This window comes from Streptomyces sp. NPDC039462, assembly GCF_055639375.1.
On the sequence record NZ_JBVKAO010000002.1, the window covers coordinates 938536 to 952532 of the forward strand.

Consider the following 13997-nt stretch of genomic DNA (forward strand, 5'->3'; position numbering starts at 1 on the left):
CCTCACCGAGGGGGGGGGCGCGACCCTGACCTCTGGTGGGGTGGTTTGGGAGATAAAGGACGGAGCCGCAACAGGGGAGTGCCGCCCCGTCGGCCCGCCCCGCCTCTCCCGCCCCGCCCCGACGGCGTACTCGCCACCGCAACCGCCCCTGCCAGGACCGCGTCTCTCCTTCCGTAGAGCCGAAGACCACGGGGGGACTTCAGTGACACGTACGGGGGACGTACTGTGCCTGCTGGCCGCGGCAGGCGTCATATCGGCAACCGGCTGGCTCGCGGCCACCGCCGACACCGGACAGCGCTACGAGGCGGGACTCGTCCTGGGCCTTGCGGCAGGACTCTCCGTGGCGCTCCTGCGCCGCTTCACCCGCCTGCCCCTGGGGCGTCGCCGCCCCTACACCTTCGCCCTGCCGCTGCCCGCACCCGACTGGCGCGCCCCGCTGCCGGACCCGGGCGGCAACCCCGAGGCGCTGCGCCCGCACGCCGAGCGCCGCGCCGCGCTGCTCAGCGACGCGTCCGCACTCGGCGACAAGCTGGACCACACCTGCTCGCTGCCGCCGCGACTCCGCGCCGAACTGGCCCTGTTCGCCGTCACGGCGGCCATCCAGGCGAGCAACTCGGTGATTCTCCCGCCCTGCGAAGAACCGCTGAGCCCGGACCCGGCGTACGACGCCGCGCACGCGCTCGGGGAGCTCGTGGCGGGCGTCGAGTTCAGCCGTGTCGGGATGCGCGCCCTGGAGGCCCTGGTGACGGAGGAGCCGCTGCGGCCCGACCCGCCCTGCTACTTCAACCCGCTGCACGAGCGCGGCCACGCGCGCGTGGCCGTCCCCGCCGGGGAGGTCGCCGCCTGCCACGGCTGTGCGAAGGAGCCCGTGCCGCTCCTGGTGCCGTCGGCGGCGGGCCCGGTTCCGTACTACGAAAGCGACGCCGTCGACCGGCGCTGGCGGCTGCTCGGCTACGGCGCGGTGACGCCGGACAACGGCGCCGCGATGATCGCCGCGGCCCGCGACGGCTTCCGTCCGAGCCCCGCGAAGCACCGTACGAAGGTGGGTTGATGATCATGGGGGAACTGGTCGCCGGGGTGCTGACCGGAGTCGCCGTCGGCACCTGCGTCACGTATCCGCTGGTGCTCTGGCTGGCACGGAACCTGCGCGGCGGCGCCCTGCCGCCGCACCGGCGCGAACGCAGGGCCAGGGCGGAGCTGGACGCCTTCTTCGCCCGCCAGGAGTCCTGACCTGGGCCGGTCGCGCACCGCGGGCAGTGGCATCCTTGAGGGACGCGTACGTTCACGAAGGGTGCGGGGATGACGACCGGCATGAGCCAGCAGGCGAGAACGCCGCGGCAGGCGGCACAGTCGGCGCGCACCATGCGGGCCGACGCCCGCCGCAACTACGACAGACTGCTCGCCGAGGGCCGCGCCGCCTTCGCCGAGCACGGCACGGGCGCCTCCCTGGAGGACGTGGCCCGCCGCGCGGGCGTCGGCATCGGCACGCTCTACCGGCACTTCCCCAACCGGCACGCGCTGGTGAGCGCGGTCTGGGAGGACGCGGTGAGCGACCTGCTCGCGCGCTCGCGCGCGCTGCTCGACGACCCGCAGCCGTGTTCGGCACTCGTGGCATGGCTGCGCGCCATCATCACTCATGCGGGTGAGTACCGCGGCCTGTCGAGCGCCCTCATGTCGGCGTCGCACGACGACACTTCGGCGCTCGCGCGGTGCAGCAAGCCGATGCGCGAGGCGGGCGCGGCGCTGCTCGTCCGCGCGCAGGAGGCGGGGGCGGTGCGCCCCGACGTCTCCATCTCCGACCTGCTCCAGCTGACCAACGCGATCTCGCTGGCGGCCGAGGAGACCCCGGACGATCCGGAGCTGGCCGACCGCCTGCTCACGCTGACCCTGCGGGGCCTGAAGGCCGACGGGCAGACCGCGGCGTAACACCGCGCTCCCGTCCGCTCCCGGCCCCGCCCGGCTCAGCGGCGGCGCAGGTCCGCGACGCGCGCCGCCCGCTCCCCGGGCGGCTGCTCCCCGAGGATCGCGCTGCGCAGCGGCTGGCCGGGGCCCGCCCCGTGGGTACGCCGCTGACCCGGCAGGGGCACGTCCCGGCGCGGCTGGCGCCCCGCGGGGACGGAGTCGACGCCGGGCCCGGCGTCAGGGCCGACGGCACCGCCGGCCACCGTGATCTGCACGCCCTGGTCGGCCAGCGCCTGCAGCTCCGTGGCGGCACGGTCGTCGTGCCCCGGCGGCTCGTCCGTGACCAGGCGGGTGATGACGTCCGTCGGCACCGTCTGGAACATCGTGTCGGTGCCGAGCTTGGTGTGGTCGGCGAGGACCACGACCTCGGCCGCCGCCTGGACCAGCGCGCGGTCCACGCTCGCGGAGAGCATGTTGGACGTGGAGAGGCCGCGCTCGGCGGTCAGACCACTGCCCGAGAGGAACGCGCGGGACACCCGCAGCCCCTGGAGGGACTGCTCGGCGCCGCTGCCCACGAGGGCGTAGTTCGAACCGCGCAGGGTGCCGCCGGTCATGACGACCTCCACCCGGTTGGCGTGGGCCAACGCCTGTGCCACCAGAAGGGAATTGGTGACGACGGTCAGGCCGGGCACCCGCGCGAGCCGGCGGGCCAGCTCCTGCGTGGTCGTACCCGCCCCGACGACGATGGCTTCGCCTTCTGCGACGAGACCCGCCGCGAGATCGGCGATGGCCGTCTTCTCGGCGGTCGCGAGATGTGATTTCTGCGGAAAGCCGGACTCCCGCGTGAATCCGCCCGGCAATACCGCACCGCCATGTCGGCGATCGAGGAGTCCTTCTGCCTCCAGCGCGCGCACGTCCCGCCGTACGGTCACTTCGGAGGTCTGGACGACGCGGGCGAGCTCACGGAGCGATACCGCCCCGTTGGCCCGCACCATTTCGAGGATCAATTGGCGACGTTCTGCAGCGAACACGAAACTGACAGTAACCCCAACGACCGTCTGCTTTCAGCAGTTTGCGCCGAATTACAGAAGTTGTGCGCACCGCAGGGTGGGAAGTGGTATAGGTGCTTACTCTGAGTGCCTATGCCGCGCGAATGCGCGACAACAGTGCGTGACCTGCGGAGAGTTGATTCGGCCCGCCGCGCGGATCAGCCCTCGCCCGCCGTCTTCCGGGTGTGGAGCTGACGCGCCACCTCGGCGATCGACCCCGAAAGCGACGGGTACACGGTGAACGCATTCGCGATCTGCTCGACCGTCAGATTGTTGTCGACCGCGATCGAGATGGGATGGATCAGTTCCGAAGCGCGCGGTGCGACGACCACACCGCCGACCACGATGCCCGTTCCCGGCCGGCAGAAGATCTTGACGAATCCGTCGCGGATGCCCTGCATCTTCGCGCGCGGATTCCGCAGCAGCGGCAGTTTGACGACGCGGGCGTCGATCTTGCCGCCGTCGACGTCGGCCTGGCTGTAGCCGACGGTCGCGATCTCGGGGTCGGTGAAGACGTTCGCCGACACGGCCTTCAGATTCAGCGGCTGCACCGCGTCGCCCAGGAAGTGGTACATCGCGATGCGCCCCTGCATGGCGGCGACGGAGGCCAGCGCGAAGATCCCGGTCACGTCACCGGCCGCGTACACGCCCGGCGCGGACGTGCGCGACACCTTGTCGGTCCAGATGTGCCCGGAGTCCTTCAGCTTGACCCCGGCCTCCTCCAGACCCATGCCGCTGCTGTTCGGAATGGCGCCGACGGCCATCAGGCAGTGCGTGCCGGAGATGACGCGTCCGTCGGCGAGCGTGACCTCGACCCGGTCCCCGACCCGCTTGGCGGAAGCGGCACGCGAACGGGACATCACGTTCATCCCGCGCCGCCGGAAGACGTCCTCCAGGACGGCGGCGGCATCGGGGTCCTCCCCCGGAAGCACCCGGTCCCGGCTCGACACGAGGGTGACGTTCGACCCGAGGGCCTGATAGGCGCCGGCGAACTCGGCACCCGTCACGCCCGAGCCGACCACGATGAGCTCCTCGGGCAGCTCGTCGAGGTCGTACACCTGCGTCCAGTTCAGGATCCGCTCGCCGTCGGGCTGCGCGTCGGGGACCTCGCGCGGGTGACCGCCGGTCGCGATCAGCACGGCGTCGGCTACGAGGGTCTCCTCGCTCCCGTCGGCGGCCCGCACCACGACCTTCCGCGACCCGTCGGTGTCCTGCTGCCCTTCGAGCCGCCCGCGACCGCGCAGCACGCGCGCGCCCGCACGCGTGACGGACGCGGTGATGTCGTGGGACTGCGCGAGCGCGAGCCGCTTCACACGGCGGTTGACCTTGCCCAGGTCGACGCCCACCACGCGCGCGGGGCTGTCGATGTGGGGGGTGTCGTCCGCGACGATGATCCCGAGCTCCTCGTACGAGGAGTCGAAGGTGGTCATCACCTCGGCCGTGGCGATCAGAGTCTTCGACGGCACGCAGTCGGTGAGCACCGACGCCCCGCCCAGACCGTCGCAATCGACGACGGTCACCTCCGCGCCGAGCTGGGCGGCCACGAGAGCCGCCTCATATCCGCCGGGTCCGCCACCAATGATCACGATCCGAGTCACGTACTCCATTGTCCCGCACGCTTCAAGGTGGTCACGCGCCGGGGCCCTCCGTCCGTGCGAGGACCCCCCGTCCGGGCGGTCCTTCCACTTCAGGAGGGGCGTACTTGATTGCTGCCGTACCCTCGACGTCATGTCGCTCTACGCCGCGTACGCCGGCAATCTGGATCCGCGGCTCATGTCACGCCGCGCCCCGCACTCACCGCTGCGCGCGACCGGCTGGCTGAACGGCTGGCGGCTCACCTTCGGCGGGGAGCACATGGGCTGGGAAGGCGCGCTCGCCACCCTCGTCGAGGCCCCCCGCTCCCAGGTCTTCGTCACGCTCTACGACATCGCCCCCATGGACGAGGACTCCATGGACCGCTGGGAAGGCGTCGGGCTCGACATCTACCGGCGCATGCGGGTCCGCGTCCACACGCTGGAGGGCGAGGAACCGGCCTGGGTGTACGTCCTCAACGGATACGAGGGCGGGCTTCCCTCGGCGCGCTACCTGGGCGAGCTCGCGGACGCCGCCGAATCGGCCGGAGCCCCCCACGACTATGTGATGGAACTCCGCAAGCGCCCCTGCTGAGGTCACCGCTCATCTCCGTTCGTCACTCTCGTCGGAAACGACAAGACAACGATCGGAATCCCGTGAGCATCGTCATCTACGCGCGTAGGCCATAAACGGCTACTCTCGTCCGCGTGAACGCTTCAGTTATTCCGGACGACATCCAGGGCGACCCTTACGCCTCCGCCGACGCCGCCGCCGCGCGCCTGCGCGAGCTGACGGGCGCCGAGACCCACGACGTCGCGCTCGTGATGGGCTCCGGCTGGGCGCCGGCCGTCGACGCGCTGGGCGAGCCCGAGGCCGACTTCGCCGTCACCGAGCTGCCCGGCTTCCCGCCGCCGGCGGTCGAGGGACACGGCGGCCGCATCCGCTCCTTCCAGATCGGCGACAAGCGCGCCCTGGTCTTCCTGGGCCGCACCCACTATTACGAGGGCCGTGGCGTGGCCGCCGTCTCGCACGGTGTCCGCACCGCCGTGGCCGCCGGCTGCAAGACCATCGTGCTGACCAACGGCTGCGGTGGCCTCCGCGAGGGCATGCGCCCCGGCCAGCCGGTGCTGATCAGCGACCACCTCAACCTGACGGCGACGTCCCCGATCATCGGCGCGAACTTCGTCGACCTCACGGACCTGTACTCGCCGCGGCTGCGCGCCCTGTGCAAGGAGATCGACCCCTCCCTCGAAGAGGGCGTCTACGCCCAGTTCCCCGGCCCGCACTACGAGACCCCTGCGGAGATCCGCATGGCCCGCACGATCGGTGCGGACCTGGTCGGCATGTCCACGGTTCTCGAGGCCATCGCCGCGCGCGAGGCGGGTGCGGAGGTCCTCGGCATCTCCCTGGTCACGAACCTCGCCGCGGGCATGACGGGTGAGCCCCTCAACCACGAGGAGGTCCTCCAGGCGGGCCGCGACAGTGCCACCCGGATGGGCGAGCTCCTGGGCAAGGTCCTCAACCGCATCTGACGGGCGGGGCGCCTTGACCGGGGGCGGTCCCCTGGTCGACCTCCCCGCACCGCCTCCGTGCGTGCCCCGGACTAGCCCGCCGCTTCGCGGCGGATACCTCCCACCCACCCACCCGTTTGCCCCGCGACGTCCAGCGGGGTAGGGGCGGGTGGGTGGGTGGGGGCTCCCGGGACGTTCAGGGGGCAGTAGGGGTGGGCGGGAGGGGGCACCCGGGACGCCCGGCCGGGGGAAGGGGGCGGCCCCCGAACGCCCGGCGGGGGGAGGGGGCGGCCCCGGACGCCCGGCAGGGAAAGGGGGCGGCCCCCAGACGCCCGGCGGGGGGGGAAGAGGCCGACCGAAGGGCCGACCCCGGGACGCCCGGCAGGGGCTGGGAGCCCCAGGGCGCCCAGCGGAGAGAACCCGGGAGGCCCCACGAAGCCCAGCCACCCCCACAAACCGCTTGCGTTTAATGCCAGTCCTTCTGTGGGACCAGAGGAGGCGGCGGTGTGGCGGGCGTGCGAGTCGCCCGGGCCGCCCCACGGCCGCCCAGAGGCGATGGACACCGACGACGAGCCGCACAGGGCCGGGCCCCACCGGGCCGCAGCCGCGAGCGCGCCCGAGGGGACGTGGGGGTATGTGCGAACGGAGCACCGAGCACACTCTGGCGTCTTTGGACTTGAGGCGCGGCGCAGGGATGGCGAGTACGCACATACCCCCGCGGCCCCGCCCCACAGACGAAGCAAAGGCGCCCCCCGCACAAGGCGCCCCCGCCAGAACCCGCCCGGCCCACAGACGAAGCAAAGGCGAGACGGCCCGCCCAAGGCGCCCCGCCAGACAACGCGTACACGAGAGGCTGAAGAAATCGTGCAGGACACCTCTGAACTCATCGCGCGGGCCCAGGCCTGGCTGGCCGAGGACCCGGACCCCGAGACCCGCGAGGAGCTCGGCAAGCTCATCGACGCCCAGGACGTCGACGAGCTGACCGCACGCTTCGCCGGCACCCTCCAGTTCGGCACCGCCGGCCTCCGCGGCGAACTCGGCGCGGGCCCCATGCGGATGAACCGCTCCGTCGTGATCCGCGCCGCCGCCGGCCTCGCCGCGTACCTGAAGGCCCAGAGCGGCACCGGCGACACCGGCGACACCGGCGACACCGCCGGCCTCGTAGTCATCGGCTACGACGCCCGCCACAAGTCCGCCGACTTCGCCCGCGACACCGCCGCCGTGATGACCGGCGCGGGCCTCCGCGCCGCCGTCCTCCCCCGCCCCCTCCCCACCCCCGTCCTCGCCTTCGCCATAAGGCACCTGGGCGCGGTGGCGGGCGTGGAGGTGACGGCCAGCCACAACCCGCCGCGCGACAACGGCTACAAGGTCTACCTCGGCGACGGCTCCCAGATCGTGCCGCCCGCCGACGCGGAGATCGCGGCGCAGATCGACGCGATCGCGAGCCTCCACGACGTCCCCCGCCCGGAGACCGGCTGGGAGACCCTCGGCGACGACGTCCTCGACGCCTACCTGGCCCGCACGGACGCCGTCCTCGCCCCGGACTCCCCCCGCACCGCCCGCGCCGTCTACACGGCGATGCACGGCGTCGGCAAGGACACCCTCCTCGCCGCCTTCGCCCGCGCCGGCTTCCCCGCCCCCGCGCTCGTCGCCGAGCAGGCCGAGCCGGACCCGGACTTCCCCACGGTCGCGTTCCCGAACCCGGAGGAGCCGGGCGCGATGGACCTGGCCTTCGCGACGGCGGCCCGCACCACCCCCGCCCCCGACCTGATCATCGCCAACGACCCGGACGCGGACCGCTGTGCCGCCGCCGTCAAGGAGGGCACCGAGTGGCGGATGCTCCGCGGCGACGAGGTGGGCGCCCTCCTCGCCGCGCACCTGGTCGAGCGGGGAGCGCAGGGCACGTTCGCTGAGTCGATCGTCTCCTCCTCGCTCCTCGGCCGGATCGCCGAGAAGGCGGGCCTCGCGTACGAGGAGACCCTGACCGGCTTCAAGTGGATCGCCCGCGTCGACGGCCTGCGCTACGGCTACGAGGAGGCGCTCGGCTACTGCGTCGACCCCGAGGGCGTACGCGACAAGGACGGCATCACGGCGGCGCTGCTCCTGACCGAGCTGGCCTCCGAGCTCAAGGAGCGGGGCCGCACGTTCCTCGACCTCCTCGACGACCTGGCCCTGGAACACGGCCTGCACGCCACCGACCAGCTGTCGGTCCGCGTGGAGGACCTGTCCGTGATCGCGGACGCGATGCGCCGCCTGCGTGAGCAGCCGCCGACGGAGCTCGCGGGCCTGCCCGTGACGAAGGCGGAGGACCTGACGCGGGGCACGGACACGCTGCCGCCCACGGACGGCCTGCGCTACACCCTCGACGGCGCCCGCGTCATCGTCCGCCCGAGCGGCACCGAGCCGAAGCTGAAGTGCTACCTGGAGGTCGTGGTCCCGGTGGAGTCCAGGACGGACCTTCCCGCGGCCCGCACCCGTGCGACGGACACCCTCGCCGCGATCAAGCGCGACCTCGCGGCGGCGGCGGGCATCTGACGCCGGCCGTCTGACGCGGCCCGTTCCGACGCGACCCGTGAGCCCGGCCGGACTCCACGAGAGGGCCTGATCACCCGTCCGAGTGGTTCCGCTGACGCACCTGCCGCAGTGACCCGGTGCGCTGCCGGTCCCCCAGGAAGGGAGGACCGGTAGCGCACTTTCACGTTCCGGGAGCCGCCGCAGTGCCGTACGGATTCTCCGAGCCCTCGACCGCCGTCCCGTCCCGCGTCCCCGCGTCCAGGAGCCCGGAGGGCGAGCCGCGCGTGCCCCAGGGGCCGTTGGCGGGCGCGGCCCGCGCCCTGCGCCACGCCGCGCCCGCCCTCGCCGCGTACACGGCCGTACGCGGGCTCGGCCTGCTCGTGTTCACCCTGTGGGCGCACCGCGACGGCCGCGGGGTGCGGCATCTGCTCATGGAGTCCTGGGACTGCGACTGGTACCTGCGGATCGCGAGCGACGGCTACGCCCACGAGCTCGGCACCCGCGTCGACGGGAACAACCTCGCCTTCTTCCCGCTGTACCCGCTGCTCATCAGGGCGGGCGACGCCCTGCTGCCCTGGCTGCCGCGCGGCGCGGCGGGCCTGTCGGTCTCGGTGGCCGCCTCGCTGCTCGCGGCGTGGGGCATCTTCGCGGTGGGCGACCGGCTGTACGGCCGCCGGGCCGGGATCGTCCTCGCGGTCCTCTGGGGCAGCCTGCCGGTCGCTCTCGTGCAGTGGATGGGCTACACGGAGTCCCTGTTCACCGCGGTCTGCGCCTGGTCGCTGTACGCGGTGCTCAGCGGCCGCTGGCTGTGGGCGGGCTCCCTGGCCGCTCTGGCGGGGCTCACCCGCCCCACGGGGGTGGCGGTGGCCGCGGCGGTATCCGTGACGGCGCTGCTCGCCCTGCGCAAGGCCTTCTCCGCACAAGCCTCCGTACGGCCGCTCCTGGCCGCCGTCATCGCCCCCCTCGGCTGGCTCTCGTACGTCGGCTGGGTGGGCCTGCGCCTGGGCCGCTGGGACGGCTACTTCGCCGTACAGAAGCTGTGGCGCAACGAGTGGGACGGCGGTGTCGGGACGCTGCGGCGGATGCGGGACCTGTTCGTGACCGAGCGCCCCGCGCTGTTCGTGGCGATGGTGACAGTGGTCCTGCTGGGCTCGGTCGTCCTCTTCGTCCTGTCGGCGGGCGACCGGCAGCCGCTGCCCCTGCTGGTCTTCAGCGGCCTGCTGCTCCTGATCGTGCTCGGCAGCAGCGGGGTCTATTTCCCGCGGGCCCGCTTCCTGCTGCCCGGCTTCCCGCTGCTGCTGCCCGTCGCCGTGGCGCTGGCGCGCGCGAGGACGCACGTGCTCGTGACGCTGCTGGCCTCGGCGGCGCTCATGTCAGCCGTGTTCGGCGGCCACATGCTCCTGGGCTGGCACGGCCCTCCGTAGATGGCCCTCAGGCCACCGCCAGCACCACCGCGAGCAGCACGGCCCCCGCCACGCACGGCGCGACGATCTCGTACGCCCAGCGCACCGCGGGCTCGCCCTGTGCGGACTCTGAGGCGGCGCGCTGCTCGGCGAGTTCGCGGAGCTCGTCCATGGACTGGTCGCCCGAGGCGCGGGTGGACGGTGCGTGGGGGTCGAGGAAGGGGCGGCCGCCCGTGGGGTCGCCGGACGCGGCGGCCTGCGACTGCCGGCGCGCCGCCTTCTTGCGGCCGCGCAGCGAGACGGGGATCGCCCAGAGCTGGAACTTGGCTCCGGTGGTGGTGAGGACCTCGTTCGAGTAACCGGAGCGGAGCGTCGCGACGGACGCCCAGGGCAGCGTGATGGTCCTGAAGGGGTTCCGGACGCGGAGCCGGTCGTCGTTGGCGTACACGGCGGGCCGCACGGTGAAGGCGACGACGAGCGGCACGGCGAAGAGCAGCCCGGCGAGCGCGAGCCAGGGGGTGCGGCCCTCGCCGCGGATCACGGCGTCGATGCCGAGCCAGGCGCCCAGGGCGAGCAGCAGGACACCGCCGGCGATACCGGCCGGGGACCGGAAGGTGCGGTCCTTGTAGGCGGGCTCCGCCACGGGGTCTTGAGGGTCGCTCATACCCTGATTCTGCCTGAAGCCCCGTAGCGGGGTCCGGCCCCCACCCCTGTACAGCAGCTACGCGCGTAGATATGCTCCCCTCGTGACCATGCCCACTGCATTCGCTGACGTGACCGCGTCCGAGAGCACGCTCCGCCGCTTCCTGCACGGACTGCCCGGCGTCGACGCGGTCGGCCTGGAGGCGCGTGCCGCCTCGCTCGGTACCCGTTCGATCAAGACCACGGCGAAGGCGTACGCCATCGACCTGGCCATCTCCATGATCGACCTGACGACGCTGGAGGGCGCCGACACCCCGGGCAAGGTCCGGGCGCTCGGCGCGAAGGCCGTGAACCCGGACCCCACGGACCGTGGCACGCCGCGCACCGCGGCCGTCTGCGTCTATCCGGACATGGTCGCCACCGCCAAGGAGGCCGTCGCGGGCAGCGGCGTGAAGGTCGCGTCCGTCGCGACCGCCTTCCCCGCGGGCCGCGCGGCCATCGAGGTGAAGCTCGGCGACGTGCGCGAGGCGGTCGCGGCCGGTGCCGACGAGATCGACATGGTCATCGACCGTGGAGCCTTCCTCTCCGGCGACTACATGACGGTGTTCGAGCAGATCCGCGCCGTGAAGGAGGCCTGCGGCACCGCCCGCCTGAAGGTCATCTTCGAGACCGGTGAGCTCTCGACGTACGACAACATCAAGCGCGCCAGCTGGATCGGCATGATCGCGGGCGCCGACTTCATCAAGACCTCGACCGGCAAGGTCGGCGTCAACGCCACCCCTTCGAACACCCTGCTGATGCTGGAGGCCGTCCGCGACTTCCGCGCGCAGACCGGGGTGCAGATCGGCGTGAAGCCCGCGGGCGGCATCCGCTCGACCAAGGACGCGGTGAAGTTCCTCGTCCTGGTGAACGAGACGGCGGGCCCGGACTGGCTGGACAACCACTGGTTCCGCTTCGGCGCCTCGTCGCTCCTCAACGACCTGCTGATGCAGCGCCAGAAGCTGGCCACCGGCCGCTACTCCGGCCCTGACTACGTGACGGTGGACTGACCCATGACCTCCACTCCTTTCGAGTACGCACCGGCGCCGGAGTCCCGCTCCGTCGTCGACATCGCCCCGTCGTACGGCCTGTTCATCGACGGCGAGTTCACCGAGGCCGCCGACGGCAAGGTCTTCAAGACCGTCTCGCCGTCCACCGAAGAGGTCCTCTCCGAAGTCGCGCAGGCCTCCTCCGAAGACGTCGACCGCGCGGTGCAGGCCGCCCGCAGGGCCTTCGAGAAGTGGTCGGCGCTGCCGGGCGCCGAGCGCGCCAAGTACCTCTTCCGCATCGCCCGGATCATCCAGGAGCGCAGCCGCGAACTGGCCGTCCTGGAGACGCTGGACAACGGAAAGCCGATCAAGGAGACCCGCGACGCGGACCTCCCCCTGGTCGCCGCGCACTTCTTCTACTACGCGGGCTGGGCCGACAAGCTCGACCACGCGGGGTACGGCGCGAACCCCCGGCCGCTCGGCGTCGCGGGCCAGGTCATCCCGTGGAACTTCCCGCTCCTGATGCTGGCCTGGAAGATCGCCCCGGCGCTCGCCACCGGCAACACGGTCGTCCTGAAGCCCGCCGAGACGACCCCGCTGTCCGCGCTCTTCTTCGCGGACATCTGCCGCCAGGCGGGCCTGCCCAAGGGCGTCGTCAACATCCTCCCCGGGTACGGCGACGCGGGCGCGGCCCTGACCGCCCACCCCGACGTCAACAAGGTGGCCTTCACCGGCTCCACCGCCGTCGGCAAGGCGATCGCCCGCCAGGTCGCGGGCACCGACAAGAAGGTCACGCTCGAACTGGGCGGCAAGGGCGCGAACATCGTCTTCGACGACGCCCCCATCGACCAGGCCGTCGAGGGCATCGTCACCGGCATCTTCTTCAACCAGGGCCAGGTCTGCTGCGCCGGTTCGCGCCTCCTCGTACAGGAGTCGATCCAGGAGGAGCTGCTCGACTCGCTCAAGCGCCGCCTGTCGACGCTGCGCCTCGGCGACCCGCTCGACAAGAACACCGACATCGGCGCGATCAACTCCGCCGAGCAGCTGGCCCGCATCACCGCGCTCGCCGAGACCGGTGAGGCGGAGGGCGCCGAGCGCTGGTCGCCGGCGTGCGAGCTCCCCACGTCCGGCTACTGGTTCGCGCCGACCCTCTTCACGAACGTGACGCAGGCGCACACCATCGCCCGCGACGAGATCTTCGGCCCGGTCCTTTCCGTGCTCAGCTTCCGCACGCCGGACGAGGCCGTCGCCAAGGCCAACAACACGCAGTACGGGCTCTCCGCCGGCATCTGGACGGAGAAGGGCTCCCGCATCCTCGCGGTCGCGAACAAGCTCCGGGCGGGCGTCGTCTGGGCCAACACGTTCAACAAGTTCGACCCGACCTCGCCCTTCGGCGGCTACAAGGAGTCGGGCTTCGGCCGCGAGGGCGGCCGCCACGGTCTGGAGGCGTACCTCGATGTCTGACAAGTCCGAGCAGCGGCGACTTGGCGTCTTCAAGACCTACAAGCTGTACGTGGGGGGCAAGTTCCCCCGCAGCGAGAGCGGCCGGGTGTACGAGGTGACCGACACGAAGAACACGTGGCTGGCCAACGCGCCGCTGTCGTCCCGCAAGGACGCCCGTGACGCCGTGGTGGCCGCCCGCAAGGCGCAGGGCGGCTGGGCCGGCGCGACCGCGTACAACCGCGGCCAGGTGCTCTACCGCGTCGCCGAGATGCTGGAGGGCCGCCGCGACCAGTTCGCGCGCGAGGTCGCCGACGCCGAGGGCGTCTCCAAGTCGAAGGCCGCCGCCCAGGTCGACGCGGCGATCGACCGCTGGGTCTGGTACGCGGGCTGGACCGACAAGATCACCCAGGTCGTGGGCGGCGCCAACCCGGTCGCCGGCCCGTTCTTCAACCTGTCGACGCCGGAGCCGACCGGTGTGGTCGCGGTCCTCGCGCCCCAGGAGTCGTCGCTCCTCGGCCTGGTCTCGGTGATCGCCCCGGTGATCGCCACGGGCAACACCGCCGTGGTCGTCGCCGCCGAGAAGTCCCCGCTCCCGGCCCTCTCGCTGGGCGAGGTCCTTGCGACCTCGGACGTCCCGGGCGGTGTGGTCAACATCCTCACCGGCAAGACCGCCGAGATCGCGGCCCCGCTCGCCGCCCACCAGGACGTCAACGCGATCGACCTGACCGGCGCGGGCCCGGAGCTCGCCCGGGAGCTGGAGATCGCGGCCGCGGACAACCTCAAGCGCGTCCTGCGTCCACAGCCTGTGGACACGGACTGGACCGCCGACCCCGGCACGCGCCGCCTGACGGCCTTCCTCGAGACCAAGACGGTCTGGCACCCCACGGGTTCGCTGGGCGCGTCCGGCTCGGCCTACTAACCACTGCCGCACAG

13 protein-coding genes are annotated in these 13997 nt (G+C 72.4%); 10 read left to right on the forward strand and 3 right to left on the reverse strand.

Annotation, left to right across the window (positions count from 1 at the left end; translation table 11 throughout):
- The first annotated feature begins 202 nt into the window (after positions 1 to 202).
- The 3 genes from ACZ7LU_RS14790 to ACZ7LU_RS14800 all read left to right on the forward strand — a co-directional run bounded on the left by ACZ7LU_RS14790 (position 203) and on the right by ACZ7LU_RS14800 (position 1926).
- Positions 203 to 1051 (forward strand): hypothetical protein, encoded by an 849-nt coding sequence (locus ACZ7LU_RS14790; protein ID WP_471916860.1) that lies wholly within the window; start codon positions 203 to 205, stop codon positions 1049 to 1051.
- A complete protein-coding gene (locus ACZ7LU_RS14795) occupies positions 1051 to 1230 on the forward strand; it encodes a hypothetical protein (protein WP_398300562.1) in 180 nt (59 codons plus the stop codon). The genes ACZ7LU_RS14790 and ACZ7LU_RS14795 overlap by 1 nt, the downstream gene beginning before the upstream one ends.
- A 132-nt stretch (positions 1231 to 1362) precedes the next feature.
- Positions 1363 to 1926, forward strand: a complete 564-nt coding sequence (locus tag ACZ7LU_RS14800) for a TetR/AcrR family transcriptional regulator (RefSeq protein ID WP_398301413.1) — start codon at positions 1363 to 1365, stop codon at positions 1924 to 1926.
- Between the two features lie 35 nt (positions 1927 to 1961).
- On the opposite strand, the gene ACZ7LU_RS14805 is transcribed toward ACZ7LU_RS14800, so the two are convergent.
- Both ACZ7LU_RS14805 and ACZ7LU_RS14810 read right to left on the reverse strand, forming a co-directional pair.
- Positions 1962 to 2933 (reverse strand): DeoR/GlpR family DNA-binding transcription regulator, encoded by a 972-nt coding sequence (locus ACZ7LU_RS14805; protein ID WP_398300560.1) that lies wholly within the window; start codon positions 2931 to 2933, stop codon positions 1962 to 1964.
- A gap of 176 nt (positions 2934 to 3109) precedes the next feature.
- A complete protein-coding gene (locus ACZ7LU_RS14810) occupies positions 3110 to 4558 on the reverse strand; it encodes an NAD(P)H-quinone dehydrogenase (protein ID WP_362998773.1) in 1449 nt (482 codons plus the stop codon).
- A gap of 121 nt (positions 4559 to 4679) precedes the next feature.
- Here ACZ7LU_RS14810 and ACZ7LU_RS14815 point away from each other — a divergent pair, with 121 nt between their 5' ends.
- From ACZ7LU_RS14815 to ACZ7LU_RS14830, 4 genes are all read left to right on the forward strand, one after another.
- Positions 4680 to 5117, forward strand: coding sequence for a gamma-glutamylcyclotransferase family protein (locus ACZ7LU_RS14815; RefSeq protein ID WP_362998771.1), 438 nt, complete (start codon positions 4680 to 4682; stop codon positions 5115 to 5117).
- A 113-nt stretch (positions 5118 to 5230) separates the two neighbouring features.
- Complete coding sequence (locus tag ACZ7LU_RS14820; protein ID WP_398300556.1) at positions 5231 to 6055, forward strand: purine-nucleoside phosphorylase; 825 nt, start codon at positions 5231 to 5233, stop codon at positions 6053 to 6055.
- Between the two features lie 843 nt (positions 6056 to 6898).
- The gene (locus ACZ7LU_RS14825) at positions 6899 to 8569 is read left to right on the forward strand and encodes a phospho-sugar mutase (RefSeq protein WP_471916861.1); all 1671 of its coding nucleotides are present in this window, start codon (positions 6899 to 6901) and stop codon (positions 8567 to 8569) included.
- A gap of 182 nt (positions 8570 to 8751) precedes the next feature.
- Entirely contained in the window at positions 8752 to 9972 is a 1221-nt protein-coding gene (locus tag ACZ7LU_RS14830) for a hypothetical protein (RefSeq protein ID WP_471916862.1), read from the forward strand.
- A 7-nt stretch (positions 9973 to 9979) separates the two neighbouring features.
- On the opposite strand, the gene ACZ7LU_RS14835 is transcribed toward ACZ7LU_RS14830, so the two are convergent.
- Complete coding sequence (locus ACZ7LU_RS14835) at positions 9980 to 10615, reverse strand: PH domain-containing protein (RefSeq protein ID WP_471916863.1); 636 nt, start codon at positions 10613 to 10615, stop codon at positions 9980 to 9982.
- A gap of 88 nt (positions 10616 to 10703) precedes the next feature.
- Between ACZ7LU_RS14835 and deoC the strand changes: the two genes are divergently transcribed.
- The 3 genes from deoC to ACZ7LU_RS14850 are packed head-to-tail and all read left to right on the forward strand — an operon-like array spanning position 10704 to position 13983.
- Positions 10704 to 11642: a deoxyribose-phosphate aldolase gene (gene deoC / locus ACZ7LU_RS14840; protein ID WP_398301411.1), complete on the forward strand. Its 939-nt coding sequence runs from the start codon at positions 10704 to 10706 to the stop codon at positions 11640 to 11642.
- 3 nt (positions 11643 to 11645) lie between these two features.
- A complete protein-coding gene (locus ACZ7LU_RS14845; protein ID WP_468087713.1) occupies positions 11646 to 13085 on the forward strand; it encodes an aldehyde dehydrogenase family protein in 1440 nt (479 codons plus the stop codon).
- Positions 13078 to 13983, forward strand: a complete 906-nt coding sequence (locus tag ACZ7LU_RS14850) for an aldehyde dehydrogenase family protein (protein WP_471916864.1) — start codon at positions 13078 to 13080, stop codon at positions 13981 to 13983. Before ACZ7LU_RS14845 ends, ACZ7LU_RS14850 begins: the two co-directional genes overlap by 8 nt.
- The last annotated feature ends 14 nt before the right edge of the window (positions 13984 to 13997 follow it).

What these genes read in the sequence shown, in the direction of transcription:
- ACZ7LU_RS14795 (WP_398300562.1), top strand. Translation starts at nt 1,051, where the DNA reads ATGATCATGGGGGAACTGGTCGCCGGGGTGCTGACCGGAGTCGCCGTC.
- ACZ7LU_RS14800 (WP_398301413.1), top strand. Translation starts at nt 1,363, where the DNA reads ATGCGGGCCGACGCCCGCCGCAACTACGACAGACTGCTCGCCGAGGGC.
- ACZ7LU_RS14810 (WP_362998773.1), bottom strand. Translation starts at nt 4,558, where the DNA reads ATGGAGTACGTGACTCGGATCGTGATCATTGGTGGCGGACCCGGCGGA.
- ACZ7LU_RS14815 (WP_362998771.1), top strand. Translation starts at nt 4,680, where the DNA reads ATGTCGCTCTACGCCGCGTACGCCGGCAATCTGGATCCGCGGCTCATG.
- ACZ7LU_RS14835 (WP_471916863.1), bottom strand. Translation starts at nt 10,615, where the DNA reads ATGAGCGACCCTCAAGACCCCGTGGCGGAGCCCGCCTACAAGGACCGC.
- deoC (WP_398301411.1), top strand. Translation starts at nt 10,704, where the DNA reads ATGCCCACTGCATTCGCTGACGTGACCGCGTCCGAGAGCACGCTCCGC.
- ACZ7LU_RS14845 (WP_468087713.1), top strand. Translation starts at nt 11,646, where the DNA reads ATGACCTCCACTCCTTTCGAGTACGCACCGGCGCCGGAGTCCCGCTCC.
- ACZ7LU_RS14850 (WP_471916864.1), top strand. Translation starts at nt 13,078, where the DNA reads ATGTCTGACAAGTCCGAGCAGCGGCGACTTGGCGTCTTCAAGACCTAC.